Here is a 21,210-nt window from a genome sequence, read left to right on the forward strand (position 1 = left end):
TTTCTGGAGGTACGGGCATGTCCATGCGGCTTACACCACGCCGTCTCCCTTTTTTAATTGTATTCGCGGCGGTTTTCGCATTCTCCAGTGGTGCCGCGGAAGCGGGCAAGAGAGTTGCGCTCTTGATCGGCAATCAGCAATACCTGGCGACGGCGCCGCTCAAGAATCCCAGCAATGACGTCCAGCTGATGCGCACCACGCTGCTCGCCGCCGGCTTCGATGAGGTCGATGTCGCGATCGACGTCGATCTGGTGGGCATGAAGAAGGCGCTGCGCTCGTTCGAGGACAAGGTCTATGGCTCCGAGGTCGCGGTGCTCTATTATTCCGGGCACGGGCTGGAAATGAAGGGCACCAACTACCTCATCCCGACCGACGCCCTGCTGAAGTCCGATCGCGACGTCGAAGATGAAGCGCTGCCGCTGGAGCGCGCGGAACGCTCGCTCAACGGCGCCTCGCGCCTCAAGCTGATCATCCTCGATGCCTGCCGCAACAACCCGTTCATCGAGGCGATGGCTGCTTCGTCGGGCACGCGCGCCGTGCAGAAGGGCCTTGCCAAGGTCGAGCCCGAAGGCGCCGACACGCTGGTCGCCTATGCCTCGCGCGCCGGCACCGTGGCGCTTGACGGCTCGGGCGAAAACTCGCCCTTCGCCGAAGCGCTGTCGAAATATATCGCCCAGCCCGGCGTTGATATCCGCATCGCACTCGGCCAAGTCCGCGACGAGGTGGTCAAGGTCACGCAGCGCAAGCAGGAGCCGTTCGTCTATGGCTCGCTCGGCGGTGCGCAGATCTATCTCTCGATCAAGGAACTCAACGTCACCGTCAACAACAACGCCGACACCAAGACCGAGGACAAGAAGGAAGAAGTCGCCCCGAACGGCATTTCATCGGCGGCTGCCGATTGGCAGAACATCAAGGACCTCGCTGATAAGGAACTTCTGGAAGCCTTCATCGCCAAGCACGGCTCGGACGCCGTCTACAAAATGCTGGCGGAAAAGAAGCTGCAACTGCTCGCCAAGGCCGAAGCCGACCCTGATATAAGCGCCGACCAGATCGCCTGGGAGGCGCTGAAGGGTTCGACTGATACGTCGGCCCTGAAGCGGTTTCTCGAGCGTTATCCGGACAGCAAGTACAAGGGCGAGGCCGAGCAGGCGATCGCCTCGCTCGCGCCGGCGCAGAACCAGAACATTACCTCCTTCACCCTCAAGGATACGCCCGCCGCGCGCGACTGCTATCTGCTGGCGGCCGAGCCGCAGTCTCTCAGCGGTTTTCCCGGCGTCTACCTGACCAAGATCGATGCCAGGCGTGCGCTCACGGCCTGCGCCCAGGCCGTCAACGAAAATCCGCAGGACGGCATGTTGACCGACCTTCTCGGCCGCGCCCATGAGGCCGACCGGAACTATGCCGAAGCACGCCGCAATTACAAGAAGGCAGCCGATCTCGGAAACCTCTTCGCGCTGACCAATCTCGGCTGGTTCTCGGTCTATGGCCTCGATGGTCCGGTCAATGTCGAGGAAGGCCGCAAGGCGTTCGAAAAGGGTGCGATCTCCGGCAACCATGCGGCACAGGCTTCGCTCGCCTTCCTCTATCGCGATGGCTATGGCGGCACCGAGCAGAACAATGCCGAGGCGATCCGCTGGTACGAGAAATCGGCCGAGCAGGGCAATGCCACGGCACTCGGCAATCTCGGCTGGTTCTATCGCGAAGGCGTGGGCGTCCAAAAGGATTTCGAGAAGTCGCTGGCCTATTATCGCCGTGGCGCCGATGCCGGCGACATGAGTTCGATCACCGCGATGGGCTATGCCGCGCAGAACGGCCTCGGCATGCCGCAAAGCTACGAAGAGGCGCGCAATTGGTACGAGAAGGGCGCCAATGCGGGCGATTCCTATTCCATGGCCTCGCTCGGCTTCCTCTATGATGCCGGTGCCGGCGTGAAGCAGGATTATGTCGAAGCCCGCTATTGGTATGAGAAGGCCGCCGATGCCGGCAGCGCCTATGCCATGGGCAATCTCTCGCGCCTTTATGACCAGGGCCTCGGCACGTCGGTCGACGCCAAGGAAGCGGTGCGTTGGGCGGTGGCTGCGGTGGAACGCGGCGATACCGGCAAGCTCGACGAACTGAAGAAGTCGCCGACCAATTTCTCGGCCAATTTCCGCGTCGAGTTCCAACGCGTGCTCAAGGAGCGAGGCTATTTCCGTGGCGTCGTCAACGGTGATTTCGGCGCCGACACGATGACCGCCATCGACAGCCTGGCGGCCGGCAAGGATCTCAATCCCGAGACCGCCAACAATAACACCAACAACAATGTCGGCATTTCCTCGAGCGGCAAGGTCGAGAACGGCGCCGACGTCAATAGCGGCAATTCGGTCTCGACCACGATTGCCGATGCCATCACCTTTCGTCCGAATGTGAAGAGCCTGACCAGCACCGCGCGCGAATGCTATGCGCTGGCCGGCGAACCGGGCTCGGAGCCGAACTTCCCGGGCGTCGTCTTCGCCGATATCCAGATCCGCAAGGCGATCGATGTCTGCACGAGGGCATCAGAGGAAGACCCGCGCGACTCCATGCTCTATGACATGATCGGCCGCGCCAACGACATGGACCGCAATTACGAGCAGGCGCGCCGCTGGTATCAGAAGGCCGTCGATCTCGGCAATTCGCACGCTTATACAAACATGTCGTGGCTGGCGATTTATGGTAACGGCGAACCTCAGGACATGCAGAAGGGCATGCGGATGATGGAGCGGGCGGCAAATGCCGGCAACTCCTACGCCCAGGCCTCGCTCGGCTGGATCTACCGTGAAGGCTATGGCGGCATTTCGCAGAACTATAAAGTTGCCTTCGACTGGTATCTGAAGGCTGCGATGCAGGACTACGCCAATGCGCAGGCCTCCGTCGGCTGGCTCTATCGCGAAGGCCTCGGCGTCGAGCGCGATTATGCGAAGTCGCTCGATTTCTACCGCAAGGCGGCGCTCCAGGGTGATATCAACGCCATGGGTTCCGTCGGCTATGCGCTGCAGAACGGCTTCGGCACCGACGTCAATTTCGACGAGGCGCGCTACTGGTACGAGAAGGGCGTCGACAAGAACGATGCCTATGCGCTCTCGGCGCTCGCCTGGCTCTATCGCGAAGGCAAGGGCGTCGACCAGGATTATGGCCGCGCGCTCGATCTCTATCGTCGTGCCGCCGAGAAGAATGATGTCACGGGCATGTCGTCGCTCGGCTACATGGCGCAATATGGTCTCGGCATGCCGGTCAACTATCCCGAGGCGCTGCGCTGGTACGAGATGGCGGCGGCACAGAACGACGCTTATTCCTTCTCCTCGCTCGGCTGGATGTATCGCGAGGGCGTGGGCGTGACGCGCGACTACGTGAAGTCGCTGGATTATTATCGTCGCGGTGCCGAGCTCGGCGACCTTAACTCGATGGGTTCGGTTGGCTACGCGCTGCAGAACGGCCTCGGTGCGCCGATCAATTTCGAAGAAGCGCGCCAATGGTACGAGAAGGGTGCCGAGCGGGAAGATCCCTATTCGATGGCGTCTCTCGCTTGGCTCTACGAGAACGGCAAGGGCGTCCCCCAGGACTACAACCAGGCCAAGATCTGGTATGAGAAGGCGGCCAGCAGCGGCAATACATACGCCATGGGCAATCTCGCCTATCTCCTGGACCGCGGCATGGGCAGCAGCCCGGACCCGCGCGAGGCCGCACGGTTGGCGATTTCGGCGCTGGAAGGCGGCGAGGCACCCTTCATCAACGACATGAAGAAGGGCGCGGCGAACTACAGCCAGGAATTCCGCCGTGAAATTCAGCGCGTGCTGCAGCAGCGTGGCTATTACAAAGGTCCGCTCGACGGTGTCTTCGGCGTGACGACATCGACCGCGATCGACAAGCTGACGGGTTCGCGCACCTGAGATCAGCGAATGCCCAAACGGAAGAACGCCCGGTGATGAGCCGGGCGTTCTGCATTTAAGAAGATGCGATCCCGTCAGAGGATGAAATCACTGTCCTGGAGGCTGTTGACGCCCTTGACCTCGATCTGGAAGTCGGCGGTGCCGTCGCCATCCACGTCACCGGAAACAACGCCGTTATCGAAGCGAAGCTCGCCGGCTGTGTTGCTGAAAGCCGCCGAGCCGATGAAGGTGAACGAACCCGCGGCGCTCAGGTCAATCTTGTCGCCATTCTCGAAATCCTCGATGATGTCGCGATTGCCGCCGCCGACGCCCGTGTCGGTAACGTCAGTGAAGATGAAGTGATCGTTGCCCGCATCGCCCCACATCTTGTCGACGCCCTTGTCGCCGGTCAGATCGTCCGCGCCATTGCCGCCATAAATGAAGTCCGCACCATTGCCGCCGAACAGCTTGTCATTGCCCTTGAAGCCGTTGACATCGTCGCTGCCATCCATGCCCCAGAGCTTGTTGTCGCCCTTGGAGCCAAAGATGCCGTCGCCGTAGGATGTGCCTTCGGCATTCTCAAAATCGAAGATCTTTTCCTTGCGGCCCTGGCCGGTGCGGGCGAATTCCCGGCCGAGGTCGAGATCGACGCCCCAACCCTTCAGAAAGTCGTCGTCCTGGGCCATGTAGCTGACGGTGTCGTTGCCATTACCGCCGACAAGGAGATTCCAGTAGCCCGCCGAGGAGATGAAATCATTGCCGCCGTCGCCGAAATAGTCGCTCTGACGGGTGTGGATGGTCATCGTGTCGTTGCCGCCGGCGCCATAGATCTCGTCATGACGTCCGCTCTTGGCGAAGCCGTCACCGGTATAGGTGTCCGCGCCACCGCCCAGGTTAAACCTGTTGGCGCCCTCGATATCGCTGGTCACCACGTCGGCACCATCGCCGGCATTGACCCAGGTGTCGGTCAGTATCACATTGATCTGGTCAGCGCCGCCCTTGGTGATGATATTGTAGTAGTCATCCTGGTTCGTCTGATTGACAACATCGACCCCGTTGGTGCCTGTGTAAGTCTTGGCCATGGATTTTTCCTTCCTCGTCCTGCATCGCCAGGCTCAGTGCGCCGCAACTGGACCAGATTGATGGTCAAATCGCGGCAAACAGGCCGGCATTATGCGCGCTCTAACGCGATCCTTCTGAATTGGGGCTGAAAAGCCCGTTAATCCCAGGTTCAGATTCGTTAAATTCGTCGCGATTCAGCGCGCTCAGCCTGCCGAACGCGCCGCCCGCGGACTTGTTCCGGCAAGACTCCCCCACGTGACCTGATGTCAACGGGTTGACGCAGAGTGATCTGGCTTGTCCAGAGTCAGCCGGTGCTTACATACCCCAGCGCAGGCCCGCCGTATGCACCGGCCGGTCCCAGAGATCGAGCATCTCGTCGTCCATCATGACAACGGTGATCGAGCATCCGGCCATGTCGAGCGAGGTGACATAGGAGCCGACGAGCGAGCGGACGATCGTCACGCCCTTCTTCTCGAGGATCGCCCGGGCGGAATTGTACATCAGGTAGAGTTCCATCGCCGGCGTGCCGCCGAAGCCGTTGACGAAGAGCAGGGCATTGCCCTTCGCCCTGTTGCCGAGGTCGTTGACGATGGATGAGCAGATTTCCTCGGCGATCGCATCGGCGCTCTTCAGCGTATCGCGGCGGCGGCCCGGTTCGCCATGGATGCCGACACCGAATTCCATCTCGCCATCGCCGATGTCGAAGGTCGGCTTGCCGGCGGCCGGCACGGTGCAACTGGTCAGCGCCACGCCCATCGAGCGGGCATTGGCATTGACGCGCCTGGCAAGCTCGGCGAGGGGGGCGAGCGCCATGCCGCTTTCGGCGGCCGCACCGGCGATCTTCTCGACCACCATCGTGCCAGCAACGCCGCGCCGGCCGGTCGTCCAGGTGGAGTCCTCGACGGCGACGTCGTCATTGGTGATGACGCTCATAACCTGGCCGGACGCCATCTCGGCGCCCATCTCGAAATTCATCACGTCGCCTTCATAGTTCTTGACGATGAATAGGCAGCCGGCGCCCGTATCGACGGCGGCCGCCGCTTCCATCATCTGGTCGGGCGTCGGCGAGGTGAAGACCTGTCCCGGGCAGGCGGCATCCAACATGCCATGGCCGACGAAACCGCCATGCAGCGGCTCGTGCCCCGAGCCACCGCCCGAGATCAGCGCCACCTTTCCGGCCTTCAGTTCCTTGCGGCGGATGAATTTTCCGGACTGGTCGAGCGTCAGGATTTCGGCATGTGCCGCGGCAAAACCATGCAGGCTCTCGGTCAGGATCGTGTCCACCGAATTCATGAACTTTTTCATCGTGTTCTCCTCCCAAATTGCATTTCACGTCTGCCCCTCATCCTAGCCCTCTCCCCGTAAGGACGGGGAGAGGGGACGCTGGGCTTGCCGTCCGCAACAGACTCTCAACGTTGAGAGTGGCGACCAACCGCCCCACGAGTCCCTTCTCCCCGCGAGCGGGGAGAAGATGCCGGCAGGCAGATGAGGGGCGCCCAAACCACCAACCTAGCTATTCACTCTTCCCCATGATCGCCGCCATGCGATGGGCGAACTCCGCGATCGCCTCGTCGAACCGCCGGTTCCGCTCTTCGTCCTTGAAGTCGAGCACCATCAGCGACATGTGCCGAAGCACCGTGCCGCCTTCCAGTTCCTCGCGCTTTTCGGGGTGCGCCGCGTGGTAGTCCTCGAGGAATTGCCGCTTCTCCTCGCCGTTGAAATGGCAGACCGAGAAGATTACAGGCACATGCTTGGCCGGAAGCGGCGTCGCGTAGGCCGTCGACAGGATTTGGGTCACGAAGCTGCGATGCTTGCCGAGCGCATCGGCGATCCGCTGGCGCGTGCCGGAGGGGCGCTTGTCGATGAGCGCCGAGAGCCGGGCCTTGTAGAGCTTGACGGGATCCTCGACGGCAATGTCTGTCACGCGCTTCTTTCCATGCCTTCGAGATCGATCTCCGCGATCGCCGCCTTGACCATGCCGATCCGCGATGCGGCGACCGAGACCGAACGCAATCCCGTCTTGAGCAGGAGGGGGATCAACGCCGGATCGCTGCCCGCGTCGCCGCAGAGACTGACGGGAATGGTGTTTCTCAGCCCAAATCGCGCGACATTGCCGATCAACGACAGCACGGCCGGATTGCTAGGCTCGGCGATCTTCGCGAGCGCGCCGCTGTCGCGAGACGCCGCCATCACATATTGCGTCAGGTCGTTCGAGCCGATCGAGAAGAAGGCGGCCTTCTTGAAACGCTCCGGCGTGATCGCCACCGAGGGCACCTCGACCATGATGCCGAGTTCGGGCCGGGCGAAAGCCACTCCCGCGTCCTTGAGCTTGTGCATCTCCTCGTCGAACAGCGCGCGCGCCTGTTCGATTTCATCCGGCACAGACACCATCGGCAGCATGATCTTGAGATTGCCATGCACGCCGGCGCGCAACAGCGCCCGTATCTGCACCCGGAAAATATGAGGCTTTGCGAGGCAGAGGCGGATGCCGCGCACGCCGAGGAATGGATTGCTCTCGGCTTCGGTGAAGCCGGGCACCGGCTTGTCACCGCCGGCATCGGCCGTGCGGATCGTCACCGGCTTGCCGCCGGCCCATAGCAGGACTTTTCGATAAGCGGCGTACTGCGTCTCCTCGTCGGGGAGCCTGCTATTGTAGAGGAATTCGGTCCGCATCAGCCCGACGCCGTCGATATGGCCGATGTCGATGGCTTCCGTCTCCTGCGGGTCTGCGATGTTGACATGGACCGCGATCGACACGCCATCAGCGGTCCTGGCGGGCTTGGGCGCGAACCGCGCGGCAACCGTTGCCTTGCGTTCGAAGGCACCCCAGTCGTCCTTCCACGTCCTAAGCGATGCGTCGTCCGGTTCGACGACAAAACGACCCGCCTGGGCATCGAGAAGCGAGGGCAAGCCAGAATCGATATGCCCGCTACCGATGCCGACGACCATCGGCACGCCGCGCTGGCGGGCCAGCATGGCGACATGGCTCGTGGGGCTGCCTTGCCGCAATACGATGCCACCGTCCGTCCAATTGTGGAAGAGGAAGGTGGTCGGCGTGATATCGTCCGCAAGATAGATCACATTTTCAGGAATGGCCGCCTCCAATTCGTCGCGCAATTCCCGCAGCACGCGGTCCTTGATGTCGATCAGATCGGCCGTGCGGGCGCGAAAATACTCCTCCTCGGATTGGGCATAGTTCTCGATCTCGGCGTCGAGCACCTGGCTCCAGGCGAGATCGGCCGCCATGCCGTTGTCGATCAATTCTTTCGCCGCGTCTCGGAATGTATCGTCTCCAAGCATGGCGGCCTGGAACTCGAGAATGTCGGCGGCATCACCACGCGCCTTTGACATCATGTCGATGGTAAGTCCCATCGTCAATTCGACTGTATGGACCAGATGTGCGTATTCCGCGTCGGTCGATTTATGGCGCTGGTAATGCCCGTGCGCGGCAAGCGCGGCACAAAAGACCGGCCCGATGGCAAAACCTGCACTGGCCGGCGTTCCCGTGAAAACCTGCTCATCCCTGCTCATGGACTCCGCCCTCGTCGAAATCGCGCTCCACCAGCGCGCGGAGCGTCTCCACTGCCTGATCGGCATCGCGGCCCGTGGCGCGGATATGCAGCACCGTACCCTCGGGCGCCTTCATCGCCATGACCTTGACGATGCTCTTTGCATCGATCCACGGCCCGCCATCCCTGGCCGCGATCTCTGTCCTGGCCTGGAATGTCTTGGCGAGCTTGGTGAACTTCACCGACGGACGGGCATGCAGGCCCACCGCATGGGTGATCGTCACCTGGGTCGCCGCTGTTGCCGTATCCATCTCAGCATTCTCCATAATACCGCTCCTGGTCCGCTTATCAAAGCGGGGAAAGTTCTTCCGCCGTTGCCACTACCGCGCCGAGAGCCGCGCCGCCCGAAGCCTCGGTCGCGGCCATCACCGCGCCCTCGACGATAGGCGCATTGCAGATGCGGATCTTCTCCGAGCGCGGCTCACCGATGATCTCGATGGCCATTTCCGAATTGGTTTCCGCTCCCCCGAGATCGACGAGGATTGCGACACCCTTTTCGGTCCAGGCATTTTCGATCGCAGCAATAATGGATTCGACCGATGTGCCAAGCCCGCCCGACGGATCGCCGCCGCACCAGGCGAGTTTCACCTCGTCGCCGACCATCTGCCGCACCATGTCGGCCGTGCCCTCGGCGACTTTCGGCGAGTGGGACACGATGACGATCCCGACATTGTCTTCCGGTGAGCCATTCATCGGCGCGTCTCCATGAAATCCGAAATTGTCCTTGCCATCAGCGCCACCGAACGCGAACCTGGGTCCATATGACCCGCCGAGCGCTCGCCAAGAAATGACGCGCGGCCGCGGGAGGCGATGACGGGAATGGTGGCATTGGCGGCCTCATCCGCTACTTCCTTGATCCCAAACGGATCGCCCCCGCCATCCAGCGCATCTGATATCGGGTAGAGCACATCGAGCATGGTCTTCTGGCCCTTTTCGGATTTGCCCCGCACGGCGACACTATCCACCGCCTTGCGGAATGCGGCATTGAATGCGGCGCGGTCGGGGGTCTCGCCGATTTCCTTGCCGAGCGTCATCAGCAAGGTGCCGAACAGCGGGCCGGACGCGCCGCCCACAGTCATCACGAGCTTCATGCCGGCCGCCTTCAACGCCTCGCCGATCGGCTTGGCGGAGAGCGCATCGGCTTCACCCGCCAGCGCCTCGAAGCCGCGCTTCATGTTGTAACCGTGATCGCCATCGCCGATCGCCGAATCGAGCGCCGTCAACTCGTCGGCGTGATCGGCGATTGTCTTCGAGAGCGCCCCGATCAGGGCCTTGATGTCATCTGCTTTCAGCATCGCTACCGTGTCCATTTCCATCATCCGATCCGCCTGCCATCCGCGCCGAAATAGAGCGGGTTGGTCAGCGACAGCGCCACCCGGTCTCCGGCTTTCAGCGGCGAGGCGGGATCGGCCAGGCTGATCAGCTTCTTCGGTCCGCATTTCAGGTGCAGATGCTTCTGGTCACCCAAATGCTCGATCCAGTCAATCTCGGCATTGGCCGATCCGTTGGCCGAGGCCAAGATTTCCAGATGCTCGGTCCTGACGCCGATCGTCCGCACGCCGTCCGGCATGTTGGCGACCGGGATCAGGCCGGGCTCGACAAAGTTGATCGCCGGCTGGCCGAGACGCGCTGCGACATGCAGGTTGGCGGGGCGCTCGTAGATGTCGCGCGGCGTCCCGGTCTGGATCAGCTCGCCCTCATGCAGAATGCCGATCCGGTCGGCCATGGTCATCGCCTCGATCTGGTCGTGCGTGACATAGAGCATGGTGGCACCGAGATCGCTCTGGATGCGCTTGAGTTCGAGCCGAAGATCGGCGCGCAGCTTGGCATCGAGCGAGGAGAGGGGCTCGTCCATCAGGAAGACGGATGGCTCACGAACCAGTGCCCGGCCGATCGCCACGCGCTGCATCTCGCCGCCCGAAAGCCTCGTCGCCTTATTCTCCAGCTTGTGGGCGATGCGGACCATCGCCGCGACCTCGCGCACGCGGCGGTCGATCGCATTCTTGTCCATGTTCCGCGCTGGCGACTTCAAGGGGAAGGCAAGGTTCTCGTAGACGGTCAGATGCGGATAGAGCGAATATTGCTGGAACACGAAGGCTGTGTCGCGCGCGGAGGGCGGCAGGTCGTTGACCCGCTCGCCTGATATCATGATATTGCCGCTGTCGGCCTTTTCGAGCCCGGCGATCAGCCGGAGCGTCGTGGTCTTGCCGGCGCCGGTCGGTCCAAGCAGCACGACGAATTCGCCATCATGGATCTCGAGCGATACGCCCCTGACCGCCTGGTTGTCGCCGAAGGCCTTGCTGACCTGGTTGAGGACGATATCAGCCATTGAGCCCTCCATCGTAAAGCACCGAGCGGATCGCCCGGCCAGAGGCTTCCTCGAACAGCGACAGTTTCGGCCCATCGAAATTCAGCCCGACATTGTCGCCGGATGAAAGCTGGCGCGCCGAGGAGGTGCGCGCCTTGATCATCGTGCCGTCGATATTGATGGCGACGATCTGGGACGTGCCGAGATAGGCCGTCTCGAACACCTGGCCCCGCAGGCCCGAGCGGTCGTCGAAGCGGATATGCTCCGGCCGTACGCCGAGCACCAGCTTGGTGGGCGCGATGTCCTCGCGGACCTCGGGCACGAAGACCGGCTGCCCGTCGATCATGATGCTCGTATCGCCCTTCTTCAGCCCGCCTTCGAAACGGATGAAATTCATCGGCGGCGAGCCGACGAAATCGGCAACAAACATGGTCGCCGGGCGATTATAGACCTCTTCCGGCGTGCCATATTGCTCGATGACGCCATTGCTCATGATGGCGATCTTGTCGGCCATCGACATGGCTTCGAGCTGGTCATGCGTGACATAGACCGTCGTGGCGCCGATCCGGTTATGGAGTTCCCTGAGTTCGCGCACCATCAGGTCGCGGAATTCGGTATCCAGCGTGCCGAGCGGCTCGTCCATCAGGAAGCATTTCGGACGCCGGACGATGGCGCGACCGAGCGCCACACGCTGGCGGTCGCCGCCCGCGAGCCCCGACACCGACTTGTCGAGGAGATGCGTGATCTGCAGCAGCTTGGCCGTTTCCTCGACGCGCGTCGCGATCTCGCCGCGCGGCATGCCCTGGTTGACCAGCGGATAGGCCATGTTCTTGCGCACATTCATATGCGGATAGAGCGCGAAGAGCTGGAACACGAAGGCGATGTCGCGGTCGCGTGCCCGCCGCATGGTGACATCGTTGCCATCGAGCAAGATCTGGCCTGAGCTCGGCAGTTCGAGGCCGGCGATCATCCTCAGTGTTGTCGTCTTGCCGCAGCCGGACGGACCAAGCAGCGCCAGGAACTCGCCGTCCTCGACGACGAAATTCGAGTTCTGCACGGCATTGAAGCTGCCGAACGATTTTTGCAGATTTTCCACGCGTATTTCGGACATCATCTACTCCGGAAACTTCGAGACGATGACGAACATGGCCGTGCCCGCCAGCAGCGTCACGAAGGAATAGGTATAAAGCGCCATCACGAAGGGCTGAAACATCATCAGGAAGCCGGCCCCGATCAAGGCCACCGCGATATTCTCCAGCCGGCCGCGACGCAGCCAGGGCGATCTCTTGTTGATGGGCTTTGTGCTGTCGATACTCATTTGCGCACGGCTCCAAAGGTGATCCCGCGCAGCAGTTGCTTGCGCAGCAGGATGGTGAACAGCAGGATCGGGATCAGGAAGATTGTGGTGCCGGAGGCGACCGCCGGCCAGTCCTGCCCGCCTTCGCCGATGATGGTCGGAATGAAGGGCGGCGCGGTCTGCGCGGTGCCGGAGGTCAAGAGCGCCGCGAAAGCATATTCGTTCCAGGCGAAGATCAGGCAGAAGATCGCGGTCGCGGCAATGCCCGTCGTCGCCTGCGGCAGCACGACCTTGCGGAAGGCCTGCAGCCGCGTATAGCCGTCAATCATCGCCGCCTCCTCGTATTCGCGCGGGATCTCGTCGATGAAGCCCTTGAGCAGCCAGACGGCGAGCGACACGTTGACCGCCGTATAGAGCAGGATCATGCCGAGCGCGGTGTCGGACAGGCCGAGCTCGCGATACATCAGATAGATCGGGATCGCGACCGCCACCGGCGGCATCATCCGGGTCGACAGGATGAAGAACAGCAGGTCATCCGCCAGTGGCACCTTGAAGCGCGAGAATCCGTAGGCCGCGAGCGTGCCGAGAAACACCGCCAGGAAGGTCGAGCCGAAGGCGATCACCAGGGAATTGACGAAGCGCGGCAGGAAATTCGACGGTCCGGCGATCACCATGTTGCGCTTGCGGGTAACTGTGTCGCAAGTGCCCTGGGGTGCGCCGAGCGCTGCAATGTAATCCGGCGTCTGCCGCGTCCGGGTCGTGAACAGGTTGCAGTAGCCCTCGAGCGTCGGCGTGAACAGGATGCGCGGCGGATAGGCGATCGAATCCGGCGGCGACTTGATGCTGGTCAGGAAGATCCAGGCGAGCGGCACCATGGTGATCAGCGCATAGATGATGACGATCGTGCCTGCGACATATTTCGTGGTCTGGCTCGGCTCGACGACCGAGTGGGCTGTGTTGCCGGAGCTCATCGTTGCTTCACCTTGTTGAGTGCCTTGACATAGATGTTGGCGAGGCCGAACACCGCGACGAAGAGGACGATGGCGAAGGCGGAGGACCGTCCGGTCGCCCAGCTTTCGAAGGCCTGTCGCTTGAGCGTGATCGAGGCGACCTCGGTGGTCGAGCCGGGTCCGCCGCCGGTGAGCAGCGTTACCATGTCGAACATCTTGAAGTTCTCGATGCCCCGGAACAGCACGGCGAGCATGATGAAGGGGAGCGCCATCGGCACGGTGATCGTCCAGAACTGCCGCCAGGGGGAGGCGCGATCGACCTCGGCCGCTTCATAGATGTAATCCGGGATCGAGCGCAGGCCGGCTAGGCAAATCAGCATCACGTAGGGCGTCCACATCCACGTATCGACAATGATGATCGACCATGGCGCCAGGCTCGTATTGCCGAGCATCTGGATATCCGAGGGATGCAGCCCCGAAAGGAACGAGACGGCGTAGGCGAAGAGGCCGATCTGAGGCTCGTAGAGAAAGCGCCAGAAATTGCCGACCACGGCGGGCGACAGCATCATCGGGATCAGGATGATCGTCGTCCAGAAGGCGTGTCCACGGAACTTGCGGTCGATCAGATAGGCGAGTGAGAAGCCGATCAACGTTTGCAGGACGATCGTCCAGAACACGAAATGCGCCGTGGTCTGCATCGCCATCCAGATATCGGGATCGTTGAGCACGCGCTGGTAGTTCCGAAGTCCGACGCTTTCGACGACCGCGTTCGGCCGGTTGGCACGGAAATTGGTGAAGGACAGATAAATCGCCCAGAACAGCGGAAAGATGTTGATCGCCAGCAGCAGCACGATGGCCGGGGAGATGAAGACCCAGGCGATCCACTTGTCGGACAGGCCCCGTATGCGGTGCGCGGCCTTGAGCGGCGTCTTCCGGGCCAAAGCTTCGGCGGCCCTATCCATCGCGGATGAGGTGGTGTCGGTCACCGGATTTTCCCTTGGGTTTCATGTGCCGGTCTTCCGGCTTGGATTGTCAGGCTCCGGTCAGGCCCCGCCGCCGTAACGGCGAGACCTTTCCGGGGAGAAGGTTAGATCTTGCCGTCGTCCTCGAACACTTCGGTCCAGTCCTTGACCAGGCCGTCGAGTGCTTCTTTCGCGGTGCCGTTGCCGGCAACCACATAGTCGTGGAAGCGCTTCTGCGAAGCCTGCAACAGCGAAGCGTAGCTAGGCTCGGCCCAGAAGTCCTTCACGATCGCCATCGATTCCAGGAAGGTCTTGGCATAGGGCTGGCTGGCGACGAAGCCCGGGTCTTCGACCACGGCCTTCAGGCACGAGAAGCCACCGAGCTGCCACCACTTGGCCTGCACGTCAGGCTGTGCGAACCACTTGATGTACTTGAGAGCGGCTTCCTGCTTGTCGGAATAGGAAACGACCGAGATGCCCTGTCCGCCGAGCTGCGCGAACTGATCTCCATCCGGTCCCTTCGGATTGGCGAAGTAGCCGATCTTGTCGCCACCGACGGCTTCGTCCTTCTGAAGGCCCGGCCAGGTGAAGGCGAAGTTCATGTGCATCGCCACCTGTCCGGATTTGAAGGCATCGACGCCTTCGCCCATATAGCTGTTCGATGCGCCCGGAGGCGTGCAGCAATCGTAAAGCGCCTTGTAGAATTCCAGGCCCTTCACGGATTTCTCGGAATTCACGAAGCCTTCCATGTCATACGGCTTGTCCGGGTTTTCATACTTGAAGCCGAAGGAATAGAGCACGTCCATCGTGCCCATCGTCACGCCTTCCGAGCCGCGCTCGGTATAGATCGATGCGCCATAGACGGTCTTGCCGTCGATCTCGCGCTTCTGGAAGAATTCGGCGATCTGCTTGAGCTGTTCGAAGGTGGTCGGTGCGGCCAGGTCCCAGCCGTACTTTTCCTTGAATTCCTTCTGCAGTTCCGGCTTGGTGAACCAGTCCTTGCGATAGGTCCAGCCGACCACGTCGCCCATGGCGGGCAGCGCCCAATAGTTCGGCGTGTTCTTCGGCCATTCTGAATAACCCACGACCGTCGCCGGCACGAAGTCATCCATCTTGATGCCTTCCTTGTCGAAGAAGTCGTTGAGTTTAACATAGTGGCCGTTCTCGGCCGAGCCGCCGATCCACTGGCTGTCGCCGATGATCAGGTCGCAGAGCTTGCCCTTGGAATTCAATTCGTTGAGGAAGCGGTCGGCGTAGTTGGTCCACGGCACGAATTCGAATTTCATGTCGATGCCGGATTTGGCGGTGAAGTCTTTCGACAGTTCCACCAGCGCGTTGGCCGGATCCCATGCCGCCCAGCAGAGCGTGAGTTGTTCGGCTTGGGCGCTCTGGCCGATGCCGAGGCTCAGCACGGTCGCGGTCGTGGCTCCGAGTATGGCTTTTCCTAAATGACGCATGATTTCCTCCCAGTTGGCACCGGCCCCATGCCGGCCCGAATCGGCCCCGTTCCCGTGGGACCAATAACTCGGACAAACCAGGTCTCCCCACCCGAATGTTGAGTTATATGTTTATATCGACACAAATCACTAAACATGGCAATCGGAAAATGTGCTGCATTGCAGCAGGTACAAGGTGTTGCGATGGCGAGAATTGTTTAGTTGATTGGATTCGCTCAGGTTTTGGTTCAGACAAGTGGCTGGTGAAAAAGCATCGCGAGACCGCATTTGCAGCGCCTGCTTCCGTTTCTTCAAACCAATGCGACTGCAAAGATTACTTTATTTGAAGCAGCGACTATGGCTCGTTGCGTCGCATGAAGGAGGAACGCGATGGATGAATTCGTGGAATGGGGCACCAAGCTGGCGCGGCCTGCCCGCTACGACGTACTGTTCGAGCCCGTCAAGATCGGTCCGGTGACGGCGCGCAACCGCTTCTACCAGGTGCCGCATTGCAACGGCATGGGCTACCGCGATCCGACGGCACTCGCCCATATGCGCGGCGTTAAGGCCGAGGGCGGCTGGGCGGTCATCTGCACCGAGCAGGTCGAGCTCCATCACACATCCGAGATCACGCCCTTCATCGAGCTTCGCCTCTGGGATGATCGCGACATTCCGGCCCTATCGCGCATGGCCGACAAGATCCACGAACACGGCAGCCTTGCCGGCATCGAGCTTGCCTATAACGGCATGAACGGCTCGAACCTCTATACGCGCGAAGTGCCGATGGGGCCGGCGCATCTGCCGGTCGCCACCTTCACCTATGATCCGGTGCAGGCGCGCCGCATGGACATGGAGGACATCAAAAATGTCCGCAAATGGCATCTGGCGGCGGTCCGGCGTGCGAAGCGTGCGGGCTTCGACCTGATCTACGTCTATGCCGCCCACGCGCTCGGCTTCCTGCATCACTTCCTGTCGCGCCGATACAACCAGCGTACCGACGAATACGGCGGCTCGATCGAAAACCGCATCCGGCTGATGCGCGAGATCACCGAGGAAACGATTTCGGCCGTCGGCGATACCTGCGCGGTGCCGATCCGTATTTCGGTCGATGAACTCATGGGCGAGGGCGGTCTCTACAAGGAGGAGGTCGAGGACATGATCGGCCTGATGGGCGATCTGCCTGATCTCTGGGACGTGACTCTGGCCGGCTGGGAAAACGACAGCCGCACCTCGCGCTTCGCCGAGGAAGGCGCTCAGGAACCGTTCATTCTGGGTATCAAACGGCTGACCTCCAAGCCCGTGGTCGGCGTCGGCCGCTACACCTCGGTCGACCGAATGGTAAGCCTGGTCAACAAGGGCATTCTCGACATGATCGGCGCCGCGCGGCCCTCGATCGCCGATCCATTCCTGCCGAAGAAGATCGAGGAAGGCCGTTTCGACGACATCCGCGAATGTATTGGCTGTAACATCTGCGTCTCCGGCGATTTCACCATGTCGCCGATCCGCTGCACCCAGAACCCCACCATGGCCGAGGAATGGCGCAAGGGCTGGCACCCGGAGAAGGTGCGGCGGAAGAAGACCGACAAGCCGGTGCTGATCGTCGGCTCCGGCCCTGCGGGCCTCGAGGCCGCGCAGACGCTTGGCAAGCGCGGCTATGACGTGACGCTCGCCGAAGCCGGCACCGAACTCGGTGGCCGCGTGCTGAAGGAGGCGAAGCTGCCGGGCCTCTCTGCCTGGATCCGCGTCGCCGATTACCGCAAGCTGCAGCTCAACCAGTTGCCCAATGTCGCAACCTATTTCGAAAGCCGCCTCACCGCCGACGATGTGCTGAGCTTCGGCATCCCGCGCGTGGTGATCGCCACGGGTTCGACCTGGCGCGCCGATGGCGTCGGCCACTATCACACGCTCCCGATGCGGATCGCCGAGGGCAGCCAGGTGCTCTCGCCGAGCGATGTGATGGACGGCCGCATGCCGGTCGGCGGCACGGTGCTCGTCTGGGACGACGAGCATTATTACATGGGCGGCGTCATGGCCGAGCTGATGGCCGAGAAGGGTTTCGACGTGACCTATGCGACGCCCGCCTCGGAGGCCTCGACCTGGACCCGCAACACCATGGAACAGCATTTCATCCAGAAGCGCATGCTGGAAAAAGGCATAAAGATCATCAGCTTCAAGGCACTGGAAAGCGTTTCGCCTGGCGAAGCCACACTCGCTTGCACCTTCACCGGCAAGCTGGAAAAGATCGCCGCCGATTGCGTCATCCCCGTCACCGCACGCCTGCCGAACGACGCCCTCTGTCTTGATTTGCTGGCGCGCAAACCCGAATGGGCCGACAGCGGCATCGAATGCGTCACGGCGATCGGCGACGCGCTGGCGCCCGCGACAATCGCCCACGCCACCTATGCCGGCCGCCGCTATGCAGAAGAACTCGACCAGCCGCCGCTCGCCGAGGGCGAACTCCCCTTCAAACGCGAAATCACCGGCCTCGCGCCGCTATGAGGAAAGACATGATGATACCGTTCAAGCTCGATATGGACCGCGCCGGCCTTGACGCCTGGGGCACGCCCGAGGATATCGGCGCCGAGACGCTGGAAGGCCCGATGCAGGTCTCCGGCAAGCTCACCTTCGGTACTTTCGAGACCCCGGTTTCGGGTGGGCTCTATGCCGCGACAAAAGGCAAGTACCGCGTCACCTATCCCTTCCACGAGCACGCCACGCTGCTCGATGGCGAACTCGCGCTCACAGATGAGGCGACCGGCGTCACCGTCCATTATGGCCCCGGCGACGGCTGGATCATCGCCAAGGGCACAAGGGTGATCTGGCACATCATCTCGCCCTCGATCCGCAAGAGCTATCTCGCCGTCACGACCGACATCTGATGGTCGCAGCGGTAGGTCGCGACGTCTTGGCGATTGACGGGGGTGGGTCACCGGCGCTAACTGGCCCGGAAAATGGAGCCCTCCGCCCGATGAAACGGCTGCGTCGCATCGCTATCTTGACCGTCATGCTACTCGTAGGGGCGAGCACCTGGCTCGGTCTGCAATACCTCACCGGCAACGTGCACGAGGTCATCGCCGGGCAATTCTACCGCTCCGGCCAGCTTTCGGGCAGCGGCTTCGCTGACGTGATCGAGCGCTACAAGATCAAGACGGTGCTCAATCTCAGGGGCGAAAGCCATCGCCAATGGTACCAGGACGAGGTCGGCGCCACGACGCGCCTCGGCGTCCGCCACATCGACTTCAAGATGTCGGCGCTCAAGGAACTCACGCTCGAAGAGACCAAGCAACTGGTGACGATGATGCGCGACGCGCCCAAGCCGCTGCTCATCCACTGCGAGGGCGGCGCCGACCGATCCGGCTTCGCCGCCGTCCTCTACCTCCAGCAGATCGCCGGCATCAACGAGGACATCGCCGAACTCCAGCTCTCACCCTATTTCGGCCATTTCGGCATTTCCTGGCTGACCGGCACCCAGGCCATGGACGAGAGCTGGGAGAAGTTCGAGGACAAAAGCGGCATAGAGGCGACGGGGTTTCTGTGAAGAAGTCGTTCGTTTGGCGCTAGCCGCCATGTCGTGTCGTGCGTCCGTCGATCGCCGATCGACGGCCATTTGTTCCGCGTCACATGCGGTGTCACCTCGGTCAATGGACGGCGGCGTCCGGCGCCATCCCTGGAGGCGTTGGCACATCCGGCGTTGGTCCAATCCTGAGCACGCGCCAGCCAAGGAGAGGGAAGACAGGTTCCTTCAATTCAACCATCGTCGCACCCGCTGCCCAACTCCATGGCCGGGACGTTCAATGCCAGCTGATATCGGTGTAGCTCGTGCTGATGATCGTGCCGCGCTCCTGCTTGACGATCCTTGGAATATCGGCCAGCGAGCCGATTGCGGCGGCCTTGCCGGTTGCCTTGGCGAACTGGCAGGCGGCATCCACCTTCGGCCCCATGGAGCCGGCGGGGAAGGAATACTTGCCGATCGCCTCGGGGCTGGTCTTGTGGATCGCCTTCTGGTTCGGCTTACCCCAGTCAATGAACACGGCGTCCGCATCGGTAGCCATGATGTAGAGGTCGGCTTCCAGTTCGCGGGCAAGGAGCTCGGAGCAGAGATCCTTGTCGATGACAGCCTCGACACCCCTGAGCTTTCGGTCGGCACCCTTCTCGTACATCGTCGGGATGCCGCCGCCGCCGGCGCAAATGACCACCGCACCCTTTTCGAGCATCCAGCGCACCGGCCTGATCTCGAAGATGCGTTTGGGCAAGGGCGACGGCACGACGCGCCGCCACTTCTGCCCATCCTGCTTGAAGACCCAGCTCTTTTCGCCCGCGAGCCGGTCTGCATCGGCTTTTTCATAGACGGGCCCGACGAACTTGGTTGGATTCTTGAAGCCCGGGTCGTCACCATCGACCTCGACCATCGTCAAGAGCGTGGCGAAAGGCACCTCGAAAGGCAGGAGATTGCCGAGTTCCTGTTCCAGCATGTAGCCGATCATGCCTTCAGTCTCGGCACCTAGCACGTCGAGTGGATAGGCCTCGTCGGGCTTGTATGCGGCGCCCTGCAGGGCAAGAAGGCCGACTTGCGGCCCGTTGCCATGGGTAATCACCACCTGATGTTCCTGTGCGATCGGCGCGATCGCTTCCGCAGCAACGCGGATGTTCCTGCGCTGGGCCTCCGCCGTCATGGGCTCGCCGCGTTTCAGGAGCGCGTTGCCGCCCAATGCGATAACGATACGCATGATCAATCCCCCAGCGTGGCGACGAGAAGGGCCTTGATCGAATGCAGCCTGTTTTCGGCCTGCTCGAACGCGACATTGGCCTCGGATTCGAAGACATCATTCGTCACCTCGAGGCCGTTCTTCATGCCGTAGTCGGTAGCGATCTGTTTGCCCAGCGTGGTTTCGGTATCGTGGAACGCCGGCAGGCAATGCATGAACTTGACCTGCGGATTGCCGCTGGCCTTCATGAGCGCAGGGTTGACCTGGTAGGGCGTCAGCAGCTTGATGCGCTCCTTCCAGACTTCCTTTGGTTCTCCCATCGATACCCAGACGTCGGTGTGAATGAAATCAACGTCTTTGACCGCGGCTTTGGGGTCATCTGTGACCGTCAGACGGGCGCCGGATGCTTTTGCTAGTCCTTTTGCAATCTTCATGTATTCGTCTGCAGGCCAGAGGGATTTCGGGCCGCAAATGCGAACGTCCATGCCCATCAGGCAGCCGACGATCAGCAACGAATGACCCATGTTCGAGTGTGTATCGCCGACATAGGCATACTTGATGTCGCTGATCGGCTTGTCGCTGAACTCCCGCATGGTCATGACGTCGGCGAGCATCTGGGTGGGGTGATACTCGTCCGTCAAGCCGTTGTAGACCGGAACGCCCGCCCATTTCGCCAATGTTTCCACGCCGTGCTGGGCAGCGCCGCGATACTCGATCGCGTCGTACATGCGGCCGAGCACCCGGGCGGTATCCTTGAAGGACTCCTTGTGGCCGATCTGCGAGCCGGCCGGATCGAGATAGGTGACATTGGCGCCCTGGTCGGAGCAGGCGACCTCGAAAGCACAGCGTGTGCGGGTCGAGGTCTTTTCGAAGATCAGGCAGATTTCCTTGCCCTTGAGGTGTTGCTGCTCGGTGCGGGCGTATTTCGCACGCTTGAGATCACGGCCGAGGTCGAGCAGGAAGCGGAATTCCCGCGGCGTATAGTCCTGGACGGTCAGCAGCGAACGATTGCGAAGGTTCAGACTCATGATGC

19 protein-coding genes are annotated in these 21,210 nt (G+C 61.7%); 4 read left to right on the top strand and 15 right to left on the bottom strand.

The genetic code is table 11. The features are described 5' to 3' along the window. Positions 1–23: 23 nt before the first annotated feature. Positions 24–3,908 (top strand): caspase family protein, encoded by a 3,885-nt coding sequence (locus IHQ71_RS07385; RefSeq protein ID WP_258162767.1) that lies wholly within the window; start codon positions 24–26, stop codon positions 3,906–3,908. A gap of 74 nt (positions 3,909–3,982) precedes the next feature. Here IHQ71_RS07385 and IHQ71_RS07390 read toward each other — a convergent pair whose 3' ends face one another. From IHQ71_RS07390 to IHQ71_RS07450, 13 genes are all read right to left on the bottom strand, one after another. Then, complete coding sequence (locus tag IHQ71_RS07390) at positions 3,983–4,969, bottom strand: calcium-binding protein (RefSeq protein WP_258161299.1); 987 nt, start codon at positions 4,967–4,969, stop codon at positions 3,983–3,985. A 295-nt stretch (positions 4,970–5,264) separates the two neighbouring features. Continuing rightward, positions 5,265–6,254, bottom strand: a complete 990-nt coding sequence (gene dhaK, locus IHQ71_RS07395; RefSeq protein WP_258161300.1) for a dihydroxyacetone kinase subunit DhaK — start codon at positions 6,252–6,254, stop codon at positions 5,265–5,267. A gap of 208 nt (positions 6,255–6,462) precedes the next feature. Further along, on the bottom strand, positions 6,463–6,873 hold the full coding sequence (locus tag IHQ71_RS07400) for a hypothetical protein (RefSeq protein ID WP_258161301.1): 411 nt from the start codon (positions 6,871–6,873) through the stop codon (positions 6,463–6,465). Next, a complete protein-coding gene (gene ptsP, locus IHQ71_RS07405) occupies positions 6,870–8,480 on the bottom strand; it encodes a phosphoenolpyruvate--protein phosphotransferase (protein ID WP_258161302.1) in 1,611 nt (536 codons plus the stop codon). The genes IHQ71_RS07400 and ptsP overlap by 4 nt, the downstream gene beginning before the upstream one ends. Then, entirely contained in the window at positions 8,467–8,769 is a 303-nt protein-coding gene (locus IHQ71_RS07410) for an HPr family phosphocarrier protein (RefSeq protein ID WP_258161303.1), read from the bottom strand. The genes ptsP and IHQ71_RS07410 overlap by 14 nt, the downstream gene beginning before the upstream one ends. Before the next feature lie 37 nt (positions 8,770–8,806). Next, the gene (gene dhaM, locus IHQ71_RS07415; RefSeq protein ID WP_258161304.1) at positions 8,807–9,211 is read right to left on the bottom strand and encodes a dihydroxyacetone kinase phosphoryl donor subunit DhaM; all 405 of its coding nucleotides are present in this window, start codon (positions 9,209–9,211) and stop codon (positions 8,807–8,809) included. After that, a complete protein-coding gene (gene dhaL / locus IHQ71_RS07420; RefSeq protein WP_258161305.1) occupies positions 9,208–9,828 on the bottom strand; it encodes a dihydroxyacetone kinase subunit DhaL in 621 nt (206 codons plus the stop codon). Before dhaL ends, dhaM begins: the two co-directional genes overlap by 4 nt. 5 nt (positions 9,829–9,833) lie before the next feature. Continuing rightward, complete coding sequence (locus IHQ71_RS07425) at positions 9,834–10,847, bottom strand: ABC transporter ATP-binding protein (protein ID WP_258161306.1); 1,014 nt, start codon at positions 10,845–10,847, stop codon at positions 9,834–9,836. Further along, on the bottom strand, positions 10,840–11,937 hold the full coding sequence (locus IHQ71_RS07430; protein WP_258161307.1) for an ABC transporter ATP-binding protein: 1,098 nt from the start codon (positions 11,935–11,937) through the stop codon (positions 10,840–10,842). The genes IHQ71_RS07425 and IHQ71_RS07430 overlap by 8 nt, the downstream gene beginning before the upstream one ends. Positions 11,938–11,940: 3 nt before the next feature. Next, positions 11,941–12,144 (bottom strand): hypothetical protein, encoded by a 204-nt coding sequence (locus IHQ71_RS07435; RefSeq protein ID WP_258161308.1) that lies wholly within the window; start codon positions 12,142–12,144, stop codon positions 11,941–11,943. Beyond that, positions 12,141–13,094, bottom strand: a complete 954-nt coding sequence (locus IHQ71_RS07440; protein ID WP_258161309.1) for a carbohydrate ABC transporter permease — start codon at positions 13,092–13,094, stop codon at positions 12,141–12,143. Before IHQ71_RS07440 ends, IHQ71_RS07435 begins: the two co-directional genes overlap by 4 nt. Next, the gene (locus tag IHQ71_RS07445) at positions 13,091–14,035 is read right to left on the bottom strand and encodes a carbohydrate ABC transporter permease (RefSeq protein ID WP_374990007.1); all 945 of its coding nucleotides are present in this window, start codon (positions 14,033–14,035) and stop codon (positions 13,091–13,093) included. Before IHQ71_RS07445 ends, IHQ71_RS07440 begins: the two co-directional genes overlap by 4 nt. A gap of 125 nt (positions 14,036–14,160) precedes the next feature. Further along, entirely contained in the window at positions 14,161–15,492 is a 1,332-nt protein-coding gene (locus tag IHQ71_RS07450) for an ABC transporter substrate-binding protein (protein WP_258161311.1), read from the bottom strand. Between the two features lie 369 nt (positions 15,493–15,861). Between IHQ71_RS07450 and IHQ71_RS07455 the strand changes: the two genes are divergently transcribed. From IHQ71_RS07455 to IHQ71_RS07465, 3 genes are all read left to right on the top strand, one after another. Next, entirely contained in the window at positions 15,862–17,970 is a 2,109-nt protein-coding gene (locus IHQ71_RS07455; RefSeq protein WP_258161312.1) for an FAD-dependent oxidoreductase, read from the top strand. A gap of 8 nt (positions 17,971–17,978) precedes the next feature. Continuing rightward, complete coding sequence (locus tag IHQ71_RS07460) at positions 17,979–18,350, top strand: cupin domain-containing protein (protein ID WP_258161313.1); 372 nt, start codon at positions 17,979–17,981, stop codon at positions 18,348–18,350. A gap of 89 nt (positions 18,351–18,439) precedes the next feature. After that, positions 18,440–19,009: a tyrosine-protein phosphatase gene (locus tag IHQ71_RS07465; protein ID WP_258161314.1), complete on the top strand. Its 570-nt coding sequence runs from the start codon at positions 18,440–18,442 to the stop codon at positions 19,007–19,009. 253 nt (positions 19,010–19,262) lie between these two features. On the opposite strand, the gene arcC is transcribed toward IHQ71_RS07465, so the two are convergent. Both arcC and IHQ71_RS07475 read right to left on the bottom strand, forming a co-directional pair. Continuing rightward, the gene (gene arcC / locus IHQ71_RS07470; RefSeq protein ID WP_258161315.1) at positions 19,263–20,198 is read right to left on the bottom strand and encodes a carbamate kinase; all 936 of its coding nucleotides are present in this window, start codon (positions 20,196–20,198) and stop codon (positions 19,263–19,265) included. A gap of 2 nt (positions 20,199–20,200) precedes the next feature. Next, entirely contained in the window at positions 20,201–21,205 is a 1,005-nt protein-coding gene (locus IHQ71_RS07475; RefSeq protein WP_258161316.1) for an ornithine carbamoyltransferase, read from the bottom strand. Positions 21,206–21,210: the final 5 nt, after the last annotated feature.

The sequence above is a fragment of the Rhizobium sp. TH2 genome, from assembly GCF_024707525.1.
GTDB lineage: Bacteria > Pseudomonadota > Alphaproteobacteria > Rhizobiales > Rhizobiaceae > Rhizobium_E.

Excerpts from the sequence above, each read along its gene's own strand:
- IHQ71_RS07385 (WP_258162767.1), top strand. The coding sequence starts at position 24 with ATGCGGCTTACACCACGCCGTCTCCCTTTTTTAATTGTATTCGCGGCG.
- IHQ71_RS07390 (WP_258161299.1), bottom strand. The coding sequence starts at position 4,969 with ATGGCCAAGACTTACACAGGCACCAACGGGGTCGATGTTGTCAATCAG.
- dhaK (WP_258161300.1), bottom strand. The coding sequence starts at position 6,254 with ATGAAAAAGTTCATGAATTCGGTGGACACGATCCTGACCGAGAGCCTG.
- ptsP (WP_258161302.1), bottom strand. The coding sequence starts at position 8,480 with ATGAGCAGGGATGAGCAGGTTTTCACGGGAACGCCGGCCAGTGCAGGT.
- IHQ71_RS07410 (WP_258161303.1), bottom strand. The coding sequence starts at position 8,769 with ATGGATACGGCAACAGCGGCGACCCAGGTGACGATCACCCATGCGGTG.
- dhaM (WP_258161304.1), bottom strand. The coding sequence starts at position 9,211 with ATGAATGGCTCACCGGAAGACAATGTCGGGATCGTCATCGTGTCCCAC.
- dhaL (WP_258161305.1), bottom strand. The coding sequence starts at position 9,828 with ATGGACACGGTAGCGATGCTGAAAGCAGATGACATCAAGGCCCTGATC.
- IHQ71_RS07425 (WP_258161306.1), bottom strand. The coding sequence starts at position 10,847 with ATGGCTGATATCGTCCTCAACCAGGTCAGCAAGGCCTTCGGCGACAAC.
- IHQ71_RS07430 (WP_258161307.1), bottom strand. The coding sequence starts at position 11,937 with ATGTCCGAAATACGCGTGGAAAATCTGCAAAAATCGTTCGGCAGCTTC.
- IHQ71_RS07435 (WP_258161308.1), bottom strand. The coding sequence starts at position 12,144 with ATGAGTATCGACAGCACAAAGCCCATCAACAAGAGATCGCCCTGGCTG.
- IHQ71_RS07440 (WP_258161309.1), bottom strand. The coding sequence starts at position 13,094 with ATGAGCTCCGGCAACACAGCCCACTCGGTCGTCGAGCCGAGCCAGACC.
- IHQ71_RS07445 (WP_374990007.1), bottom strand. The coding sequence starts at position 14,035 with ATGGATAGGGCCGCCGAAGCTTTGGCCCGGAAGACGCCGCTCAAGGCC.
- IHQ71_RS07450 (WP_258161311.1), bottom strand. The coding sequence starts at position 15,492 with ATGCGTCATTTAGGAAAAGCCATACTCGGAGCCACGACCGCGACCGTG.
- IHQ71_RS07455 (WP_258161312.1), top strand. The coding sequence starts at position 15,862 with ATGGATGAATTCGTGGAATGGGGCACCAAGCTGGCGCGGCCTGCCCGC.
- IHQ71_RS07460 (WP_258161313.1), top strand. The coding sequence starts at position 17,979 with ATGATGATACCGTTCAAGCTCGATATGGACCGCGCCGGCCTTGACGCC.
- IHQ71_RS07465 (WP_258161314.1), top strand. The coding sequence starts at position 18,440 with ATGAAACGGCTGCGTCGCATCGCTATCTTGACCGTCATGCTACTCGTA.
- arcC (WP_258161315.1), bottom strand. The coding sequence starts at position 20,198 with ATGCGTATCGTTATCGCATTGGGCGGCAACGCGCTCCTGAAACGCGGC.
- IHQ71_RS07475 (WP_258161316.1), bottom strand. The coding sequence starts at position 21,205 with ATGAGTCTGAACCTTCGCAATCGTTCGCTGCTGACCGTCCAGGACTAT.